Source organism: Streptomyces thermodiastaticus (assembly GCF_014656135.1).
GTDB classification, from domain to species: domain Bacteria; phylum Actinomycetota; class Actinomycetes; order Streptomycetales; family Streptomycetaceae; genus Streptomyces; species Streptomyces thermodiastaticus.
Genome location: NZ_BNBV01000005.1, coordinates 116,539 through 134,325, shown reverse-complemented (window position 1 = coordinate 134,325; position 17,787 = coordinate 116,539). Strand labels below are relative to the sequence as shown.

General features: G+C 73.3%; 15 protein-coding genes. 6 read left to right on the top strand and 9 right to left on the bottom strand.

Going from position 1 to position 17,787, the window contains the following annotated elements:
• Positions 1-34: 34 nt before the first annotated feature.
• On the top strand, positions 35-775 hold the full coding sequence (locus IE286_RS07405) for an SLAC1 family transporter (RefSeq protein ID WP_268255387.1): 741 nt from the start codon (positions 35-37) through the stop codon (positions 773-775).
• On the opposite strand, the gene IE286_RS07400 is transcribed toward IE286_RS07405, so the two are convergent.
• On the bottom strand, positions 753-1,106 hold the full coding sequence (locus tag IE286_RS07400) for a hypothetical protein (RefSeq protein ID WP_189795803.1): 354 nt from the start codon (positions 1,104-1,106) through the stop codon (positions 753-755). The genes IE286_RS07405 and IE286_RS07400 overlap by 23 nt on opposite strands.
• A 402-nt stretch (positions 1,107-1,508) precedes the next feature.
• Here IE286_RS07400 and IE286_RS07395 point away from each other — a divergent pair, with 402 nt between their 5' ends.
• Positions 1,509-2,564, top strand: a complete 1,056-nt coding sequence (locus IE286_RS07395) for a C40 family peptidase (protein ID WP_189795891.1) — start codon at positions 1,509-1,511, stop codon at positions 2,562-2,564.
• 53 nt (positions 2,565-2,617) lie between these two features.
• On the opposite strand, the gene IE286_RS07390 is transcribed toward IE286_RS07395, so the two are convergent.
• Together IE286_RS07390 and IE286_RS07385 are read right to left on the bottom strand one after the other, a co-directional pair.
• The gene (locus IE286_RS07390; protein WP_189795802.1) at positions 2,618-3,340 is read right to left on the bottom strand and encodes a LuxR C-terminal-related transcriptional regulator; all 723 of its coding nucleotides are present in this window, start codon (positions 3,338-3,340) and stop codon (positions 2,618-2,620) included.
• Positions 3,340-4,626, bottom strand: a complete 1,287-nt coding sequence (locus tag IE286_RS07385; protein WP_189795801.1) for an ATP-binding protein — start codon at positions 4,624-4,626, stop codon at positions 3,340-3,342. Before IE286_RS07385 ends, IE286_RS07390 begins: the two co-directional genes overlap by 1 nt.
• A gap of 210 nt (positions 4,627-4,836) precedes the next feature.
• On the opposite strand from IE286_RS07385, the gene IE286_RS07380 reads away from it, so the two are divergent.
• Complete coding sequence (locus IE286_RS07380; protein WP_189795800.1) at positions 4,837-6,360, top strand: PspC domain-containing protein; 1,524 nt, start codon at positions 4,837-4,839, stop codon at positions 6,358-6,360.
• A complete protein-coding gene (locus tag IE286_RS07375) occupies positions 6,347-6,592 on the top strand; it encodes a hypothetical protein (RefSeq protein WP_189795799.1) in 246 nt (81 codons plus the stop codon). Before IE286_RS07380 ends, IE286_RS07375 begins: the two co-directional genes overlap by 14 nt.
• A 46-nt stretch (positions 6,593-6,638) precedes the next feature.
• Here the strand turns inward: IE286_RS07375 and IE286_RS07370 are convergent, their stop codons facing one another.
• Both IE286_RS07370 and IE286_RS07365 read right to left on the bottom strand, forming a co-directional pair.
• Positions 6,639-7,148, bottom strand: coding sequence for a DoxX family membrane protein (locus tag IE286_RS07370; RefSeq protein ID WP_189795798.1), 510 nt, complete (start codon positions 7,146-7,148; stop codon positions 6,639-6,641).
• 232 nt (positions 7,149-7,380) lie between these two features.
• Complete coding sequence (locus IE286_RS07365) at positions 7,381-8,658, bottom strand: hypothetical protein (RefSeq protein WP_189795797.1); 1,278 nt, start codon at positions 8,656-8,658, stop codon at positions 7,381-7,383.
• Positions 8,659-9,220: 562 nt separating this feature from the next.
• Here IE286_RS07365 and IE286_RS07360 point away from each other — a divergent pair.
• Positions 9,221-9,697 carry a pyridoxamine 5'-phosphate oxidase family protein gene (locus IE286_RS07360; protein ID WP_189795796.1) on the top strand — a complete coding sequence of 159 codons (477 nt, stop codon included), beginning with the start codon at positions 9,221-9,223 and terminating at the stop codon, positions 9,695-9,697.
• A 19-nt stretch (positions 9,698-9,716) separates the two neighbouring features.
• On the opposite strand, the gene guaA is transcribed toward IE286_RS07360, so the two are convergent.
• Positions 9,717-11,297: a glutamine-hydrolyzing GMP synthase gene (gene guaA / locus IE286_RS07355; protein ID WP_189795795.1), complete on the bottom strand. Its 1,581-nt coding sequence runs from the start codon at positions 11,295-11,297 to the stop codon at positions 9,717-9,719.
• Positions 11,298-11,754: 457 nt separating this feature from the next.
• On the opposite strand from guaA, the gene IE286_RS07350 reads away from it, so the two are divergent.
• Positions 11,755-12,099 (top strand): chorismate mutase, encoded by a 345-nt coding sequence (locus tag IE286_RS07350; RefSeq protein ID WP_189795794.1) that lies wholly within the window; start codon positions 11,755-11,757, stop codon positions 12,097-12,099.
• Positions 12,100-12,222: 123 nt separating this feature from the next.
• Here the strand turns inward: IE286_RS07350 and IE286_RS07345 are convergent, their stop codons facing one another.
• The 3 genes from IE286_RS07345 to IE286_RS07335 all read right to left on the bottom strand — a co-directional run bounded on the left by IE286_RS07345 (position 12,223) and on the right by IE286_RS07335 (position 17,694).
• Complete coding sequence (locus IE286_RS07345) at positions 12,223-13,080, bottom strand: hypothetical protein (RefSeq protein WP_229862035.1); 858 nt, start codon at positions 13,078-13,080, stop codon at positions 12,223-12,225.
• 1,007 nt (positions 13,081-14,087) lie between these two features.
• The gene (locus IE286_RS07340; RefSeq protein WP_372462520.1) at positions 14,088-15,923 is read right to left on the bottom strand and encodes a GMC oxidoreductase; all 1,836 of its coding nucleotides are present in this window, start codon (positions 15,921-15,923) and stop codon (positions 14,088-14,090) included.
• 157 nt (positions 15,924-16,080) lie between these two features.
• Complete coding sequence (locus tag IE286_RS07335) at positions 16,081-17,694, bottom strand: succinic semialdehyde dehydrogenase (protein ID WP_189795793.1); 1,614 nt, start codon at positions 17,692-17,694, stop codon at positions 16,081-16,083.
• Positions 17,695-17,787 lie beyond the last annotated feature (93 nt).

Genomic DNA, 17,787 nt, shown 5'->3' with positions numbered 1-17,787 from the left:
GCAGGACCGTGCGCACCCGGCCTGGCATCGGGCCGTGCCCGCCTCCTGTTCCGGTGCCTGGGGTGCCTGGCTGGCGCAGCGTCCGCCGGCCGCGGGGACCGCCGTCATGGCGACCGGCATCCTCGCGGTCGGTCTGGAGGCGGCGGGCCACCCGCTGCCGGCCCTGGCCGCCCTCGCGGTGGCCTGCCTGTCCTGGCTGGCGCTGGCCGTCGACGTCGCCGCCCGGCTGCTGCGGGAGGCCGGGACGCCCGGGGCGCTCACCGGGGTGGCCGCGACCGCCGTGCTGGGTACGGGTTTCTCCGTGGTCGGGCTGCACGCGGCCGCCGTGGTGCCGCTGGTGCCGGCGGCGCTGCTGTGGCCGTGGCTGATCGTGCAGTGGGTGGCGGGCGGCGCGCCGGCGATCTCCGCCGTGGCCGGGGCGAAACTGATCGCCGCGTCCCGCGCCGGGCCGTATCTGTGGAACGCGGACGACGCGGCGGTCCTGCGCACCACGACGCTGGGACTGCTCGCCCTGGGGCTGTGCTGGTACGCCGTCCTGCTGCTCGCCGAGCCGGTGAGGCCCCGGCCCGGCTGTGACCCGCGCCGCTGGGCGACGGTCTTCCCGATGGGCATGACCGCCGCGGCGGCGCTGTCGGTCGCCGCTGCGCTGGACGTCCCGGGGCTGAGGGTGGCCGGGGAGGTGCTGCTGTGGGTGGCGGTGGCGGCGTGGCCGGCCGTCGCCGCCTGCGCGGGCGCACAGGCGCGCGCGGAGGTCAGGTCCAGAGCACCGCGATGAAGATGTTCACCATGGTCAGCAGGCCCACCAGGCCGAACATGCCCTTGTCGACCTTCTCCTCGTCGCGCTTCACGTAGACCAGGGCGAGGATCACGATCAGCACCGCCAGCTTGATGCCGATCTTGATGTTGTCGACGTGAGCGCCCTGGGCCTCGTTGAGGCCGACCAGGGCGACTCCGGTGACCAGCATGGTGAGCGCGCCGTGCAGCATGCCCGGCACGAAGCGGGCGGTGCCCTGGCCCATGGCCTTCATCTGAGTGAGGAAGCCGCCGAGCAGCGCGGCGATGCCGATGATGTGCAGGCCGACGAAGAGGTGGAGGAGTACGTCCATGGGGCCGGAGCCTAACCACCGGGTCCTGGCCCTCCGGACACCGGCCCGGGCGACCGGCACCGGCCGACGGCGGGCGGACGTGCCGGACGAGGTCCCGGTGGACTCCCCTGCCCCATCGCAAGAGCGAATCGATCATCACGCACAGTAAAGATGCAGATCCCCTGTGTGACCAGTGGTCGCAATCGGTCACGAGATGAACCTGTGGCGCCAGTTCCGTACATGAGGTCACCCGGTCGACCCGACCGGGCCTAGCGTCCTCGCCCAGGTGCCGGCCTCCCGTCGCTCGCCCGCTCCGGGAGCGCCGGCATCACCGCCCAGACGTCCGGTGGCGGTCCGTGTCCAGCCGCACGGGCGCCCGCCGGACACCCCCCAGTGGTCGGACGAAGGGACGTGACCCTCCAGGTGGCAGTGCACCGCAAGCCCCGACAGCGCTCGCTCGGCGCCGGTACAACCCGTGCGGCCGTCACGATCGTCCTCGCGGGCGCGGCGACCGCGACCGCCCTGGACGGCACCGGGCAGGCCGCGCCCGCACCGACCCCCGCGCAGGTGCAGGCCCGGGTGGAGAAGCTGTACCGGGAGGCGGAGGCCGCCACCGAGAAGTACAACGGCGCCAAGGAGCAGGCGGACGCGGCCGCCCGGCGGCTGCGGACGCTCGGCGAGGAGGCCGCGCGGCGGCAGCAGCGGCTGAACGAGGCCCGGGACGCGCTGGGCTCGCTCGCCGCCGCGCAGTACCGGGAGGGCGGGATCGATCCCACGATGGCCTTGGTGTTCTCCGCCGATCCGAAGCGCTTCCTGGACGACGCCGCCCTCACCGAGCGGGCGAACGCCCGGCAGACGGCCCAGGTGGCCGAGGCACGCCGGCAGCTGAGGGAGATCGAGCAGCTGCGCGGCGAGGCCCGCGTCACGGCGGCGTCCTTGCGCGACCGGCAGGCGGAGCTGCGCCGGCAGAAGCAGACGATCACCGGCAAGCTGGCCGAGGCCCGGCGGCTGCTGTCCCGGCTCACCGCGCGGCAGCGCGAGCGGCTCGGTGAGGACGAGGCCCTGACCTCGCGCACGACCGCCGCCGCACCGAAGACCGGCGCGGCCCGCCACGCTCTCCCCGCGCCCACCTCCCGGGCGGCGGCGGCCGTCGCCTACGCCTACCGCAAGATCGGCAGCCCGTATGTGTGGGGCGCGACCGGCCCGGACGCCTTCGACTGCTCGGGACTGGTGCAGGCGGCCTACCGCGCCGCCGGGATTCAGCTGCCGCGCACCAGCTACGCCCAGATCGGTGCCGGCCGCCGGGTGTCACGGTCCGAGCTGCGCCCCGGCGACCTGGTGTTCTTCTACCGGGGCATCAGTCACGTCGGCATCTACGTGGGCAACGGGCAGATGATCCACGCACCGCACCCCTCCGCCCGGGTGCGCCTGGCACCGGTCGACTCGATGCCCTTCGCGGGCGCTACGCGGGTGGCCTGAGCGGACACCCGCGGACGGGGCCGGCCGTGCGGCGTGCCGTCACGGGCGCCGTGTCACACCAGGCGTCGTGCCGTCGCCCAGCGGGTCAGCTCGTGGCGGTTGGACAGCTGCAGCTTGCGCAGCACCGCCGAGACATGGGACTCGACCGTCTTGATGGAGATGAACAGCTGCTTGGCGATCTCCTTGTAGGCGTAGCCGCGGGCGATGAGCCGCAGCACCTCGCGCTCGCGCTGGGTGAGCCGGTCCAGGTCCTCGTCCACGGGCGAGGCGTCGGTGGAGGCGAACGCGTCGAGGACGAACCCGGCCAGCCGGGGCGAGAACACGGCGTCGCCCTCCTGGACCCGGTAGATCGAGTCGACGAGGTCCGCGCCGGTGATCGTCTTGGTGACGTAGCCGCGGGCGCCGCCGCGGATCACCCCGATCACGTCCTCGGCCGCGTCGGAGACGGACAGCGCGAGGAAGCGCGTGGGCCGCTCGGGGTCGGCCATCAGCGCAGCGCAGCGCCGCAGCACCTCCACTCCGCCGCCGCCGGGCAGGTGCACGTCGAGCAGCACCACCTCGGGGCGGGTCGTGGTGATGACCGTGACCGCCTGGTCGACGTCCGCGGCCTCGCCGACCACCTCCACCCCGGTCTCCTCGGTCCGGCCGATCTCCGCCTGCACGCCGGTGCGGAACATGCGGTGGTCGTCGACGAGAACCACGCGCACGTGCCGCTTTCCGGCGTCGCCGGCCGTCTCCCCTCCCGCCGTGCCGTTCGTCTCGGTCGGCTCGCTCATCACGTGTTCTCCGCCCTCTCCATCTCCAGCTCGACCTCCGTGCCGCCGTCGGGCACCGCGCGGACCCGGGCCGTGCCCCCGTTGCGCTCCATGCGGCCGATGATCGATTCTCTGACGCCCATGCGGTCGGCGGGTATCGCGTCGAGGTCGAAGCCGGGGCCGCGGTCCCGGACGGACACGAACACCGTCCGGCCCTCCACTTCCGCGTACACCTGCACGGGGCCGCCCTCGCCACCGTACTTGGCCGCGTTCACCATGGCTTCCCGCGCGGCCTGCATCTGCGCGCCGATCCGTTCGTCGAGCGGGCAGTCGCCGACCACGACCACCTCGATGGGGACACCGTGCTTGTCCTCCACTTCGGCGGCGTTGCGCTTGACCGCCTCGGCGAGGGTGGCCGGTTCGTCGTCGTCCTTGCCGTTGCCCTGGGGCCGGTACAGCCAGGCGCGCAGGTCGCGCTCCTGGGCACGGGCCAGGCGCCGCACCTCGCCCGGGTTCTCCGCGTTGCGCTGGATGAGGGTGAGGGTGTGCAGGACCGAGTCGTGGACGTGGGCCGCGACCTCGGCGCGCTCCTGGGCGCGGATGCGCATCAGCCGCTCCTCGGACAGGTCCTGGGTCATCCGCACCAGGTACGGTCCGGCCAGCAGCGTGATGCCGGCCAGGACGGCGAGGGCCGCCTGCAGCACGGGACCGAGGTGGGCGGCGGAGCCCTGCAGCACGAGAAGCGTGGAGACTCCGACCGTGACCAGCAGCACGCCCGCGCCGGCCCGCAGCAGCGTGAACGTGCGAGGACGGCGGCCGGCCTCGACCCAGCGGGCGCGGCGGGCGTTGTCCGCCTGGCGCCAGACCACGGCGACACCGGCGGCGACGAGGACCGCCGGCAGGAGGTAGACCTTGGCCCCGGCGCCCAGGTTCACGTTGCGGACGAAGACCATCGCCACGACGATCATCAGGAGCAGGGCGACGAGCTGGCCCTTGTCCGGTTTGCGAGCGACGATCCTGCGGCGGCCGTCGGACGAGACCTCGGTGGTGACGAAGGAGGGCGGTCTCTGCCCGCTCACCCCGCCCACCCCGAGCGGAACGAAGAACCAGAAGGCCGCGTACAGCAGGGCGCCGAGGCCGTCGGCCATGATCAGGCCCGCGAAGACCAGCCGCACCCACACCACGGGCAGGCCGAGGTGCCCGGCCAGGCCCCGCGCCACTCCGCCGAGCCAGCGTCCGTCGCTGCTGCGGTAGAGCTTGCGCGGCGGCCGCGGGTCGTCGAGGGGCGGTGCTGCGGCTTCCGGCATGCCATCGATGGTCACATGCCCGCGCGAAAGGGTCATCAGGGTCCGTCCCCGATACGCCCCTGATCTTCCGTGCGGCTCCGTGACGGCCGTGTCCGGCGGGGTGCCCGGAACGGGTCGAACACATCCCCGGCTCGCGATCAGGGGCGAATCAGGGTCCGGCCAGGGTCGTACCGGCTGCCGCCGCGGTGGCGCGCCCGTCACCATGGACGCATGACGAATCACCAGCACGCCGCGACGGGTCCGGAACCCGGCTCGCGCCGCTCCGCGAGCGCCGGGCCGGAGAACTCCGCGCCCGGCACGGGTGCGGGCCCGGGCGCCTCCGGCACGGACGCGACGGCACCGGGGGCAGCGGAGAGCGGCTCCCCGGCCGCCGGCCCCGGACCCGCCGCGTCCGGCGGCTCCACGGCTGCCCCAGGTGCCGTCGCGGGCGGCGCGGACGGTGCATCCGGTGGCCCGGCGGCCCCCGGGGCGCCCTGGCGGTTCCGCCGTGACCGGCGGCACAAGCTGATCGCGGGCGTCTGCTCTGGCCTGGGCCGGCAGTGCGACATGGATCCCGTCGTGTTCCGGATCACGCTGGCCGTGCTCGCCGCCACCGGCGGCATCGGTCTGCTGTTCTACGGCTTCGCCTGGCTCTTCGTCCCGGCCGACGAGGAGGACGAGAACGAGGCGCGCAAGCTCCTCACCGGCCGGGTGGACGGCCCTGCCCTGGCGGCCGTGCTGTTCGCGCTGGTCGGCTGCGGCGTGTTCCTGTCGATGCTGAACAACGGCAGCGTGCTGACCTTCGGCGTCGTGCTGTCCCTGCTGCTCGCGGGGGCCGGCTACTGGTCGCAGCATCGCCGTGCCGCCGCCCCGGACCCGCTGGCCGCCCAGGCCGTGGCCGACGCCCCGCCGGAGGCCCAGGCGCCTCCGGTGCCGGCCTCCTACCCCTCCTGGTGGCGTGATCCGATCGTCAAGGACGGCACACACGTCGGCGGCACCGGGTATCTGTGGGGTCCCCAGGACCCACGGGACCGGGACGTCGCGGCAGCGGTGAACATCGGCCGGGGGACCCCCGGCCGCACGGCGGAGTCCGTGCCGCGGCCGGAGACACCGCGTCCGCGCGGGCCGCGCTCGATCGGCGGCTGTGTGTTCCTGCTCGCGCTGGTCGCCGGTTTCCTCGGTGCGCGCGCCACCTGGCCGGGACACTCGTTCGGTGCCGCCCTGCAGACCGGCCTGGCCTGCGCGCTCGGTGTCTTCGGCGTGGGCATGGCGCTCAGTGCCTTCCTGGGCCGGACCGGCGCCGGCTCGGTCTTCCTGGCCCTGGTCACCGCGGCTCTGCTCACCGCCTCGGCGGCCCTTCCGCAGGACATCAGCGCCCACTGGTCGCACCCGTCCTGGCAGCCGGCCTCGGTGGCGGACGTCCGCCGGAGCTACCGGGTGGGCACGGGCGACGGCACCCTCGATCTGTCCCGAATACGCCCCGGCGACGACCGGACGGTGACGGCACGGGCACACGTGGGAGTGGGACGGCTGACAGTGATCGTCCCTCCGGACGTGACCGTGCGGGCGACCATCGACGTGGGGGTCGGCGACATCCAGTTGCCGGGCGACGACGCCAAGGACGTGGACGTGGCCCCGGGCAGGCACGAGCGCGTGGTCCTGCCTCCGGCGACGGACAGCCCGAGCGGCGGGACTGTCTCCCTCGACCTGCACGTCGGCATCGGACAGGCGGAGGTGAGCCGTGCTGCGTCATGAGTTCCAGCCGGGGAGGCTGGTGGGCGGTCTGTTTCTGATCGCCGCGGGCATCGTCTACGCGGGTGACGCCCGCGGCCTGTGGCACACACCGTGGTTCGTGAGCGGACCACTGGTCGTCGGCGGGCTCTTCCTGGCCGGCGCGGTCTCGGTCCTCTGCCGGGCCGTACGGCGGACGAGCCGCCGTGCCGGTCACGGCGAGCACCGGCCGCCGCGGGCCGACGAAGCAGGCTGAGCCCGGCCCGCAGCTCACGGGAGCCGCGCGCACCGCGCCCAGGCGCTCAGTGCCTGCGCTCCCGCAGCAGCGCGTCCACGGACAGCAGCGGAGTGCCGGCGAGGACGAGGGGCAGCCAGGCCATCAGGTAGGCGAGATCGTTGCCGTAGTAGTAGGGGGTGGAGGACCAGCTGACGGTGAGCCACAGGCTGAGGGAGATCAGCGCGCCGCCGAGCGCGGCGACGCGGCCCAGCAGGCCGATCAGGATGCCGATGCCGGCGGCGAGTTCCCCGAGGGAGATGGCGTAGCCGAAGCCGACCGGGCTCTTCAGGGCCAGGTCGACGAGGGCCGGGACGGCACAGGAGTCGCGGACCGCGCGCATGGTCTCGCCGATCGAGCCGGATCCGGTGGCCCGCAGGAAGGTGCTGTCGGTGAGTTTGTCCAGGCCCGCGTAGATGAAGGTGACGCCGAGGAAGACCCGCAGGGGAAGGAGGGGGTAGCGGGAGATCATGTCCCGCCAGGTGCTGCTCCGGTCGACGTACGAGGTCCGTGTGTCCATCCGAAGGCCTTGGGTCATCGCTGTTCAGCCGCCTCTCACCACCGTGCCGTTCACGCCTCGACAGGACGATACGCAGAGAGAAAACGTCCCGTTCAATCCAGCCGGGCCGTTTTGCGCAGCGCATTCCGACTTTCGTGCGACCTTGCACCCGTCGGCGGGAAGGCCGTCGCACGGTGTGGAAGGCGCGCGGGACGGGACGGCGACGCGAGCGGCGGGAGGCGGCGAGGTGAGGGCCCCGGACGGGCGCTCGTCACTCCGTCACGTCGATGGTGTACCGGTTGGTCTCCACGCCCGCGGCGGTCACCAGCTGCACCTCGACCCGGCCGGGCTCCACATCGGCGGGCACGGGGACGGTCAGCGCCGTGTCCGTCGGATTGCTGAAGCCGCCGGGGACCGGGACGAGGGGGACGTGGACGTGGACGGTGCCGATGCGGACCACCATCCGGGCGAGCCGGTCGGCCCGCTGCGCCCCGGGCGGGACGAAGCCGGCGCCGCGGATCTCGATGTCGTCACCGGTGCGGATGGCCGCGTCCAGGTCGCCCGCCTCCCGGGACCGGACCACCGACAGGATCACCGGCCGGCCGCCCTCGGCGTACTTGCCCGCCATGTAGGTCGCCGCGGACACCAGCACCAGCACCGCGAGCCCCCACGGCAGGTCGGGCAGCTGGTCGGGTCGCCGGGCCAGCCGGACCGCCGCGTACACCAGGGCGACGGTGCTGATCACGACGTACTGGATGTCGGTGAAGGTTCCGCGTCCGGCGTCGTCGGTGAGCAGGTCGGCCGCGCGGGGCCGCTCGGCCCGCACCTTCTGCAGCCGCTGCCCCAGCACCCGCAGTGCGACCACCCGCCGCACCAGCACCGCGATGCCGCACACCACGGCGAGCACGGTGACGATGCCCGCACCCCGGGCCAGGTCCAGGCCGGAGATCAGCGCGTCCCGCTCGGCGTGGTCCGAGGCGGCGGCCAGGCGGCCGGCCAGGACGAGCACCGCGTACACCACGAACAGCACCCAGCTCGCCGCGACCGCGCGCGAGGTGGACAGCCGGTTGTCCTCGCCGATCACCGGGGCCAGCGCACCGCCCCGGGCCCGGTGGAGCCAGGAGGCGGCCGTCAGCGCCAGGCCCACCACGGCCGCGGCCAGCAGGCCCGCGGTGCGCGCGGCGGTCCAGCCCGCGCCGATCGCGGTCAGCGCCTGCACGAGCAGCAGCAGGACGACCGCGCCCCACACCGCGTACATCGTCCAGCGCCCGACCCGGCGGAGCCAGACCTCGCCCTCGGCCCGCGCCCGGGCGGCGACTTCCTCCGCGGTCTGCGTCAGCTCTTCCGAGATCCACTGCCGCGAGGCCGACGCCGAGTGGGCCACGGCCGCCGGCAGGCCCTGGCCCGCGGCGAACTCGTCCCGCTTCGCGAGGAACTCGGCCACGGCCCGCCGGTGCCCGGCACGCGCCCCGTGCGGGCAGTCCCCGCACATGCAGCCGCCCGCGTGGGCGCCCGCCGCCACGTTGTCCCTCGCTTCCTGCACTGCCACGCCCGATGCCGCCTTCCCCGCCGGTCCGCCGCTGTCCGGCGGACAACACCCGTACGCCGACTGCGAATTGTGCCCCAATCGGCCCTCTCCGCGTCTGCCCGGCCGCACGCTCTGGTCAGTGCGAGTGACGGAAGTGAAGCCGGGTTGACTCGATGGCGGCTGCGCGCAGCGGGCTCCCTGTCGTCCGGTGTTCCGGAAGGTGCAGGTGAACGGCCCGAGGCGCGGCACCCCGGCCGGCCGTCCGGTCCGCTGCGTGCCGTGGACGGACAGCCGAAATCCGACGCAGGACCGCGGCCGGCGGATGGCCGAAACCGCCCCACGGCCAGGGCACGACGGACGGCGCCGGACCCGGCGAGCACCCACGCTCCGGCCTCCGGCCCGCCCAGCAGCCGAGTCCGGCCCACCGCCGAACCCGTCCGGCCCGCCGCCCCCGCCGGCCGCCGCCCGTCCCCGCCTCGGCCGCCGAACCGCACCCGTCACCCGAACCACCCCCGGCCGAAACCCGATGGCCCCGACCGAAACTCGATGGAGGCCGTCCCGTTCCGGCGCGAGACTTGTCTTCATGACGACGAACTGGGCGGCGTTCGCCGCCGCGGAACCGGAACTGGCCGGCATCGTGGAGAGGCGCTTCGGCGCCTTCCGGCACCACGTGCTGGCGACCCTGCGCAAGGACGGATCGCCCCGCACCAGCGGTGTGGAGGTGCAGTTCCTCCTGGGCGAGCTGTGGTGCGGGATGATGCCGGACTCGCTCAAGGCGCTCGATCTGCGCCGGGACCCGCGGTTCGCGCTGCAGGCGAACCCCGGGGCGGGCACGGACATGGGCGGCGGCGACGTGCGGATCTCCGGACGGGCGGTGGAGGTGACCGATCCCGCGGTGAAGGGCGCGTACGTGAAAGAGGTGGAACCGCCGGAGCCGTTCCACCTCTTCCGCACCGAGCTGGCACAGGTCGTACGGACGACCTACATCGAGGACGACCAGTGCCTGGTCGTCCAGGTCTGGAAGCCCGGAGAGCCGGTGCGTACCCTCCGGCGGACCTGACCCGGAACCGTGTCCGGGATCACTCCCACTCGATGGTCCCCGGCGGCTTCGAGGTCACGTCGAGGACGACCCGGTTGACGTCCCGGACCTCGTTGGTGATCCGGGTGGAGATCCGGGCGAGGACGTCGTACGGCAGGCGCGACCAGTCGGCCGTCATGGCGTCCTCGCTGGACACCGGGCGCAGCACGATCGGGTGGCCGTAGGTGCGGCCGTCGCCCTGGACGCCGACGGAGCGGACGTCGGCGAGCAGCACCACCGGGCACTGCCAGATGTCCCGGTCCAGTCCGGCCGCGGTCAGCTCCTCGCGGGCGATGGCGTCGGCCTCGCGCAGCAGGTCCAGGCGCTCCTTGGTGACCTCGCCGACGATGCGGATGCCGAGGCCGGGGCCGGGGAATGGCTGGCGGTGGACGATCTCCTCCGGCAGGCCCAGCTCCTGGCCGACCATGCGGACCTCGTCCTTGAACAGCTTGCGCAGCGGTTCGATCAGCTTGAACTCGAGGTCGTCGGGCAGGCCGCCGACGTTGTGGTGCGACTTGATGTTGGCGGTGCCGGTGCCGCCGCCGGACTCGACCACGTCCGGGTACAGCGTGCCCTGCACCAGGAACTCCACGGCCGGGCCCTCGTCGGCGACGATCTCGGCCTGGGCCTGCTCGAAGACGCGGATGAACTCGCGGCCGATGATCTTCCGCTTCTCCTCGGGGTCGGTGACCCCCTTGAGGGCGTCGAGGAAGCGCTGCTCGGCGTCGACGACCTTCAGCTGGACACCGGTCGCGGCCACGAAGTCCTTCTCGACCTGCTCGGTCTCGCCCTTGCGCATCAGGCCGTGGTCGACGTACACGCAGGTCAGCTGGTCGCCGATGGCCTTCTGCACCAGGGCGGCGGCCACCGCGGAGTCCACGCCGCCGGACAGGCCGCAGATCGCGCGCTTGTCGCCGACCAGCTCGCGGATGGCCTGGACCTGCTCGTCGATGACGTTGCCGGTGGTCCAGTTCGGCTCCAGGCCCGCCCCGCGGTACAGGAAGTGCTCCAGCACCTGCTGGCCGTGCGTGGTGTGCATGACCTCCGGGTGGTACTGGACGCCGTAGAGCCGCTTCTCGTCGTTCTCGAACGCGGCGACCGGGACGACGTCCGTGGAGGCCGTCACGGTGAAGCCCTCCGGCGCGGCGGAGCAGGCGTCGCCGTGCGACATCCACACGGACTGCTCGGCCGGGGTGCCCTCGAACAGGGTGGAGGACGGCTTGGAGACCGTCAGCGGGGTGCGGCCGTACTCGCGCGCGCCGGTGTTGTCGACGGTGCCGCCGAGGGTCTGGGCCATCAGCTGGAAGCCGTAGCACATGCCGAAGACCGGGATGCCGGCCTCGAAGATCTCGCGGTCCAGACGCGGCGCGCCCTCCTCGTACACCGAGGACGGGCCGCCGGAGAGAATGATCGCCGCCGGTTTCCTGGCCAGGATCTCCGGCACCGGCATGGTGCTCGGGACGATCTCGCTGTAGACCCGGGCCTCGCGGACACGGCGGGCGATGAGCTGGGCGTACTGCGCACCGAAGTCGACGACCAGAACGGTGTCGGGAGCGGCGGCAGCGGAGGGCGCAGATGACACGGGTTGCCTTCCGGCGGCTGGGCGGGGGCTTGCTGCTGTCCGATTCTACCGAGGTGCCGCACCGGCCCGGTCCGCGCCGCCGGTGCCCAGGGCCCGCCGTCGCGCATCTCACGCTGCGCCGTCGCGCATCTCACGTTCCACCGTCGCGTATCTCACGTTCCACCGTCGCGTATCTCACGTTCCAACGTCGCGTATCTCACGTGCCGCCGTACGCCGTCGTGCATCTCACGATCCGAACCGCATTGGACGCCCGCGCCGGTCAGGGCATACTGAGGGCATGCTCCAGCACCCGACCTACCTGTTTACCTATGGCAACCGGCCCGCCGGCTGCCATGGTCGTGCTGCTTGAGCACCTGACAAGCGACTTCCCTGGCGCCCCGGGCCGATACGGTCCGGGGCGCCAGGCGTTTTCCGGACCGTGCCGTTCCGGGGCACCCCGTGTGACGAGGAGCCCCTGATGACCGTGACCACCGACGCGAGCGCCGCCCGCAGCAGTGCCGAAGGCCCGGACGCCGGCCGCACGGCAGGCCTGGACGCCACCGGTGCGCGCACGCCCGAGGCCGCCGGTGTGATCACCGACGCCCGCCGGCGCATCGACGAGCTCGACGACCGGATCATCGGACTGATCCAGGAACGGATGGCTGTCTCCGCCGTGATCCAGGAGGCCCGGATCGCCTCCGGCGGGCGGCGGGTGAACCTCTCCCGGGAGAACGAGATCCTCGCCCACTACCGGGACGCGCTCGGCAAGTCGGGCACGACCCTGGCGATGACCCTGCTGGAGCTGTGCCGCGGCAGGATCTGACGACGCCTCTGAGACGGGCTCGCACGCCCGGCCCGCACGCCCGGCCCGCACGCCCGGCCCGCACGGCCGACCGCCCCGCGCCCCGCGTCTCCACCGCTCGCCGCCCGCCGTTCTTCCCCGCTCTCAGCGAGCGAGGGAGGCGGCGTCGCCCATGACGACCACCGGGTGCAGTGCGGGGTCGAGGGCGCGCAGCAGCGCTCTCATGGCGTCCTTCTTCAGGGCCACGCAGGCGTGGGTGGGGCCGCCGTGGTCGACGTGCAGCCAGATGTTGCCGCCCTTGTCCGCGCCCTGCGGCTTGGTCTGGTCGAGGGGGGAGGTGCCGGGCACGCGGTTGTAGTCGATCGCCACGACGTAGTCGAAGGCCCCGGCGAGCGGTTCGCCGTCGAAGCCGGTGCCGGTGGCGGTGAAGCTCCGCGACTGGTGGTACGGCAGCTTGGTGCCGGGGTCGGGCAGCAGTCCGCCGGCGTCGGTGAGGGTGAACACACCGATGGGAGAACGGAGATCGTCGAGGTGGTGGTCGTCGGTCCAGCCTCTGAGGGCGTTGCGGGCCGGCCACGTCGCCTTCGGCTGCCATCCCGCGCCGGTGCGCTCGTACAGGGCCACTTGGGAGTCGGAGGAGTTCTTGTCCCGGCCGGTGACCAGGACCACCTGGCGGGTGTCCGCAGGGATCTCGGCCTCGGTGTGCGGGCCGAGGCCGGGCAGGTGGGCAAGGGCCTGCGCGGAGGCGGACGGCGTGGCGCCCGCCGCCGGGCGCCCGGGCGCGGCCTGTGTGGTGCGGGAGGCCGTGGCCTGATGGGTCGTTGTCGCGGTGGCGCCCGGACCGGAGCCCGCGCACCCGGCGAGGGCGAGGGACAGGGCCAGTGCGGCGGTGGGCAGGCCCAGCCGGCGCGGGTCCGGGCGGGAGGCGGCCACTGCCCGGGAGGCGTCGCGGCCGGTGGCGGCGGACGGCGGCTGAGACCTGGAGCGCTGTCGTGGGGTCATGGTCCTCAGAGTGCACGAGAGTTATGAGGATTCTGTCAGGACGTCGCCCGGCTCCTTCGGCTCGGCGGTGCCGGCGGCCGCCGGGGCGGCGGGCAGCCGCAGGGTGAAGACACTGCCCTTGCCCAGTTCGCTCGTCGCGGTGACCGTGCGGCGTGGGCGGTGGCGAGGTGACGCACGATGGCCAGGCCGAGGCCGCCGCGCCGCGTCGGCCCCGGGCCGCACCGCCGCTCACCCGTCCGGCGTTCTCACCCGTCCGGCGCGTGACCGGCACATGTGCCGCGTCGTTGGTCCCGGTGTCCGTGCCAGCCAGGGGCGGGCTCGACAGCCACGCGTGGCTCTCTGGAGCGTGTGGCGCACGGCCCGTGCCGTGCGTCGTGGGACCGCGCTCCAGGGACAGTGACCGGACGGCAGGGGACAGCAGCCCGGTCACCCAGGAAACGGCCGGCCCCGGGGACGCCCGGGGCCGGCCGGCGGAGCCGGCCGACCGGCACGACGACGCGCGGGACGTCGCACCGGCAGCACCGCGGCCGTGTGCACGACGCCCGCCGTCGCCCCGGCGTCGGCCACCGACCGCGCCTCACCCAGGGCGTCTGCACCACCCGGCTCGCGCCCGTCGTCCGTGCCCGGATCCTTCTCGTCCCGGAAACTCCTCGGAGCCACCGTCCCCAGGAACCTCTCGAAGCCCCTCCATCACCGGCCGCCTCCACCATCGCGTGACGCAGGGCACATCAGTTCCCGTCACCATCCGTGCAACCGTGCGTCGGCGCGCCGTGTCCCAACCCCTGGATCCGTCGTCCCGCCCGCCGCGTCGCGGTGGAGACGGCACGGGACGCCGTCGTCGGCGCCGGGGTGCTGTGTGCCGCCCGGCGCCGCGGCGGTGGTGCGACGCGCCGTGCGCTGCCTCGCCCACCGCACGGAAGAGGGACCTGCGTCGGGAGGGGGGCGCAGGTCCCTCTCGTGTCGTGCCGGGCGCCGGCGGGAACGGAAGACGCGCTCCCGCGGCGGCACTACTTCTTCGGCGGCACCGCCGGCATCCCCAGGAACGGCAGCCGCAGCGCGCCGAACGCGTCCGGCGGGACCACCGGGTTGCGGGGCTTCACCGGCGTCAGACGCCGGTAGGGCGCGCCCTGCGGCGGACGCGGGTCCTCCTCGCCCTTGTTGGGCCAGTACGACATCGCCCGCTCGGCCTGGGCGGTGATGGTCAGTGAGGGGTTCACGCCCAGGTTGGCGGAGACGGCCGCGCCGTCGACGACCGAGATGCCCGGGTGGCCGTAGAGGCGGTGGTAGGGGTCGATGACACCCGTCTGAGGCGAGTCGCCGATCGGGCAGCCGCCGAGGAAGTGCGCGGTGAGCGGGGTGCCCATCAGTTCGCCCACGTTGGAGCCGGCGAACCCGTTGATCTCGGCGGCCAGCGCCGAGGCGCCCTCGGTGGCGGCCCGGATCTGCTTGGGGTTGGGAGTGCCGTGGCCCTGCCGCGCGGTGAGCAGCCCCTTGCCGATGCCGTCGGGTTTCAGATACGTCGTCAGGGAGTTGTCCAGGGACTGCATCACCAGGCCGATGATGGTCCGCTCCGACCAGCGGCGGTTGGACATCGACCGCAGCATGAGCAGCGGGTGGCGGGCGACGTTGGCCAGCCAGGCCGCGATCCGGGAGCCGCCGTCCACATACGGGACCTGAAGGATCGACAGGCCGCCCATCGCGTTGGAGCCCTTGCCGTAGCGGACGGGTTCGATGTGGGTGTTCTCGTCGGGGTGGATGGAGGAGGTGATGGCGACACCGCGGGTGAAGTCGGCCTTCGGTGCGCCGGTCGCCTTGCGGTAGCGGCGGTTGTCGGTCTGGGCGCCGACCAGCGCCTCGGAGTTGGTGCGGGTCAGCTCGCCCAGTCGCGGCGAGAGGTAGGGCAGCTGCCGGTTCTCCTTCATCCGGTGCAGCAGCGTCTGGGTGCCATAGGTGCCCGCGGCCAGCACCACCCTCCGGGCCCGGAACAGCCGGCCCGGGCCCTTCTTCCGGTTGTCGGTCGGCACGGTGGCGACCGCGTAGCCGCCGCGCGAGTCGTCCGTGACGGAGACGACCGTCGTCATGGGGTGGACGACCGCGCCCGCCTTCTCCGCGAGGTACAGGTAATTCTCGTTGAGGGTGTTCTTCGCGCCGTGCCGGCAGCCGGTCATGCACTCGCCGCACTCGATGCACGCCCTGCGCTCCGGTCCGGCCCCGCCGAAGTACGGGTCGGGCACCCGCTGGCCCGGCTTCGCCGTGACCGTGCCGTCCGCGTCCTCGCCGTCGCCGAAAAACACGCCCACGGGCGCCATGTGGAAGGTGTCGCCGACGCCCATGTGCTCGGCGGCGCCCTTCAGGTGCACGTCGGACGGTGTCATCGTCGGGTTGAGACGCACCCCGAGCATCCGCTTGGCCTGGTCGTAGTACGGGGCCAGCTCGTCCTCCCAGTCGGTGATGTCCCGCCACTGGGGGTCGTCGAAGAAGGCCTTCGGCGGCACGTAGAGGGTGTTGGCGTAGTTGAGGGAACCGCCGCCGACCCCGGCACCGGCCAGCACCATGACGTTGCCCAGCAGATGGATGCGCTGGATGCCGAACAGGCCCAGCTTCGGAGCCCACAGGTAGTTCTTCAGGTCCCAGGAGTTCTTCGGCAGGGTCTCGCGGGTGAAGCGGCGGCCGGCTTCCAGCACGCCGACGCGGTAGCCCTTCTCGGTCAGACGCAGGGCGGAGACGGACCCGCCGAATCCCGAGCCGACGACGATGACGTCGTAGTCGTACCCGTCGTGGTCCTGCCCGTGGTGCGGGTACCCGTCCTCGTCCCGGGTGTGGTCGGACTTCTGCTGTGACACGTGCTCTCCTCGTTGCGAACGGTCGCGCTGCGGACGGGGGCTGACACAAGCGGTGGCCGGTACCCGGGCCGTGCCGTCGCCCGGCCGTCCGCGCGGCCGCCCGCAGGCGGACGGCACGGCGTCGGCGACGCACCGGCCTGACCGGTGAACGACAGGCCTAACGGAAGCGGAACGCCTTCAGCAGCCGCAGGCTACGGCTCATGAACGCCGCGTACGTCTCGTCGTCCATGCCCAGCGAGGGGGCCATGGGCAGCACCCGCTGGTGGGCGATCGTCTGGGCCTCGGTGTACTTCAGGATGCCCTCGGAGCCGTGCCGGCGGCCCAGACCGGAGTCCTTCATGCCGCCCATCGGCGCCTGCACACTGCCGTAGGCGGGCGCATAGCCCTCGTTGATGTTGACCGTGCCGGTGCGCAGCCGGGCAGCGACCGCACGGCCCCGGCGGGCGTCCTTCGTCCACACCGAGGAGTTCAGGCCGTACGGCGTGGCGTTGGCGCGCTCGATCGCCTCCTGCTCGGAGGAGAAGCGGTACACCGACACCACCGGGCCGAAGGTCTCCTCGGTGCACACGGCCATCGGTGCCTGGACGCCGTCGAGGACGGTGGGCTCGAAGAAATACGGGCCGGCGTCCGGGCGGGCGACCCCGCCGGCCAGCACCCTGGCCCCCTTGGCGACGGCCTCCTCCACGTGCCGGGTGACGGTGTCCAGCTGCCGCCGGCCCACCAGGGAGCCCATGTCCGCGCCGTAGCCGAGGAAGGCGCCCAGGCGCAGCGCCCTGGTCCGGGCGACGAACCGCTCCAGGAAGGCGTCCGCGATCTTCTCGTGCACGTACAGCCGCTCGACGGAGATGCACAGCTGCCCGGCCGAGGAGAAGCAGGCCCGGACCGCGCCCGCCGCCGCCTTGTCGACGTCGGCGTCCTCGAGGACCAGCATGGCGTTCTTGCCGCCGAGTTCCAGGGAGACGCCGACGAGGCGGGCTGCCGCGCCCTGGGCGACCTCCCGGCCGGTGCGGGTGGAACCGGTGAAGGACACGTAGTCGGCGTGCCGGACGACCTCGGGGCCGACCACCGGCCCGTCGCCGATGACGACCTGGAACACCTCGGCGGGCAGCCCGGCCTCGACGAGCAGGTCACGCGCCCACAGCGCGGTCAGGCAGGTCTCGGTGTCCGGCTTCATCACCACCGCGTTGCCCGCGGCGAACGCCGGGAGCGCGTCGCCGACCGACAGCTCCAGCGGATAGTTCCACGGGGCGATCTGGCCGACCACGCCCCGCGGATGGCGCAGCTCGGTGACCTTGGTGAGCACCGGGATCGCGCCGGTGTGCCGCCGGGGCCTGAGATAGGCGGAGGCCCGGCGGCCGTAGTGCCGGGCGGCCACGGCGACGGCCTGCACCTCCTCGTGCGCGTGCAGCCGGGCCTTGCCGGTCTCCAGCTGGATCAGGTCCAGCACCTCGGCCTGGCGCCGCAGCACCAGGTCGTGGAAGCGCAGCAGCACGGCGGCACGCTCCCTCACCGGGGTGCGCGCCCAGTCCTGCTGCGCGGCACGGGCCCGTTCGAAGGCGGCGGCCACGTCCTCGGGGGTGGATTCGGGCAGATCGGCGAGCTTGTCCCCGGTGAACGGGGTGTGGTTGGCGGTCCTGCCGGAGCCGGTGACGTCCCGGGTCAGCCGGGCGATCAGCTCCAGGGTCACCACGTCGGAGGCGGTGCGGACCCCCGCGGGAGCGGGGACCAGAGGGTTGGTGCCGGTCTGAGCCGGGGCCTGCGCGTCCGTCATGCAGCGCAGGGTATGCCGCGGACCACGGTTTGTGTACCCGTCGGTAACAGGGATTCACGGACCGCTCACACCCCGCCAGTGACCGCTGGCAGC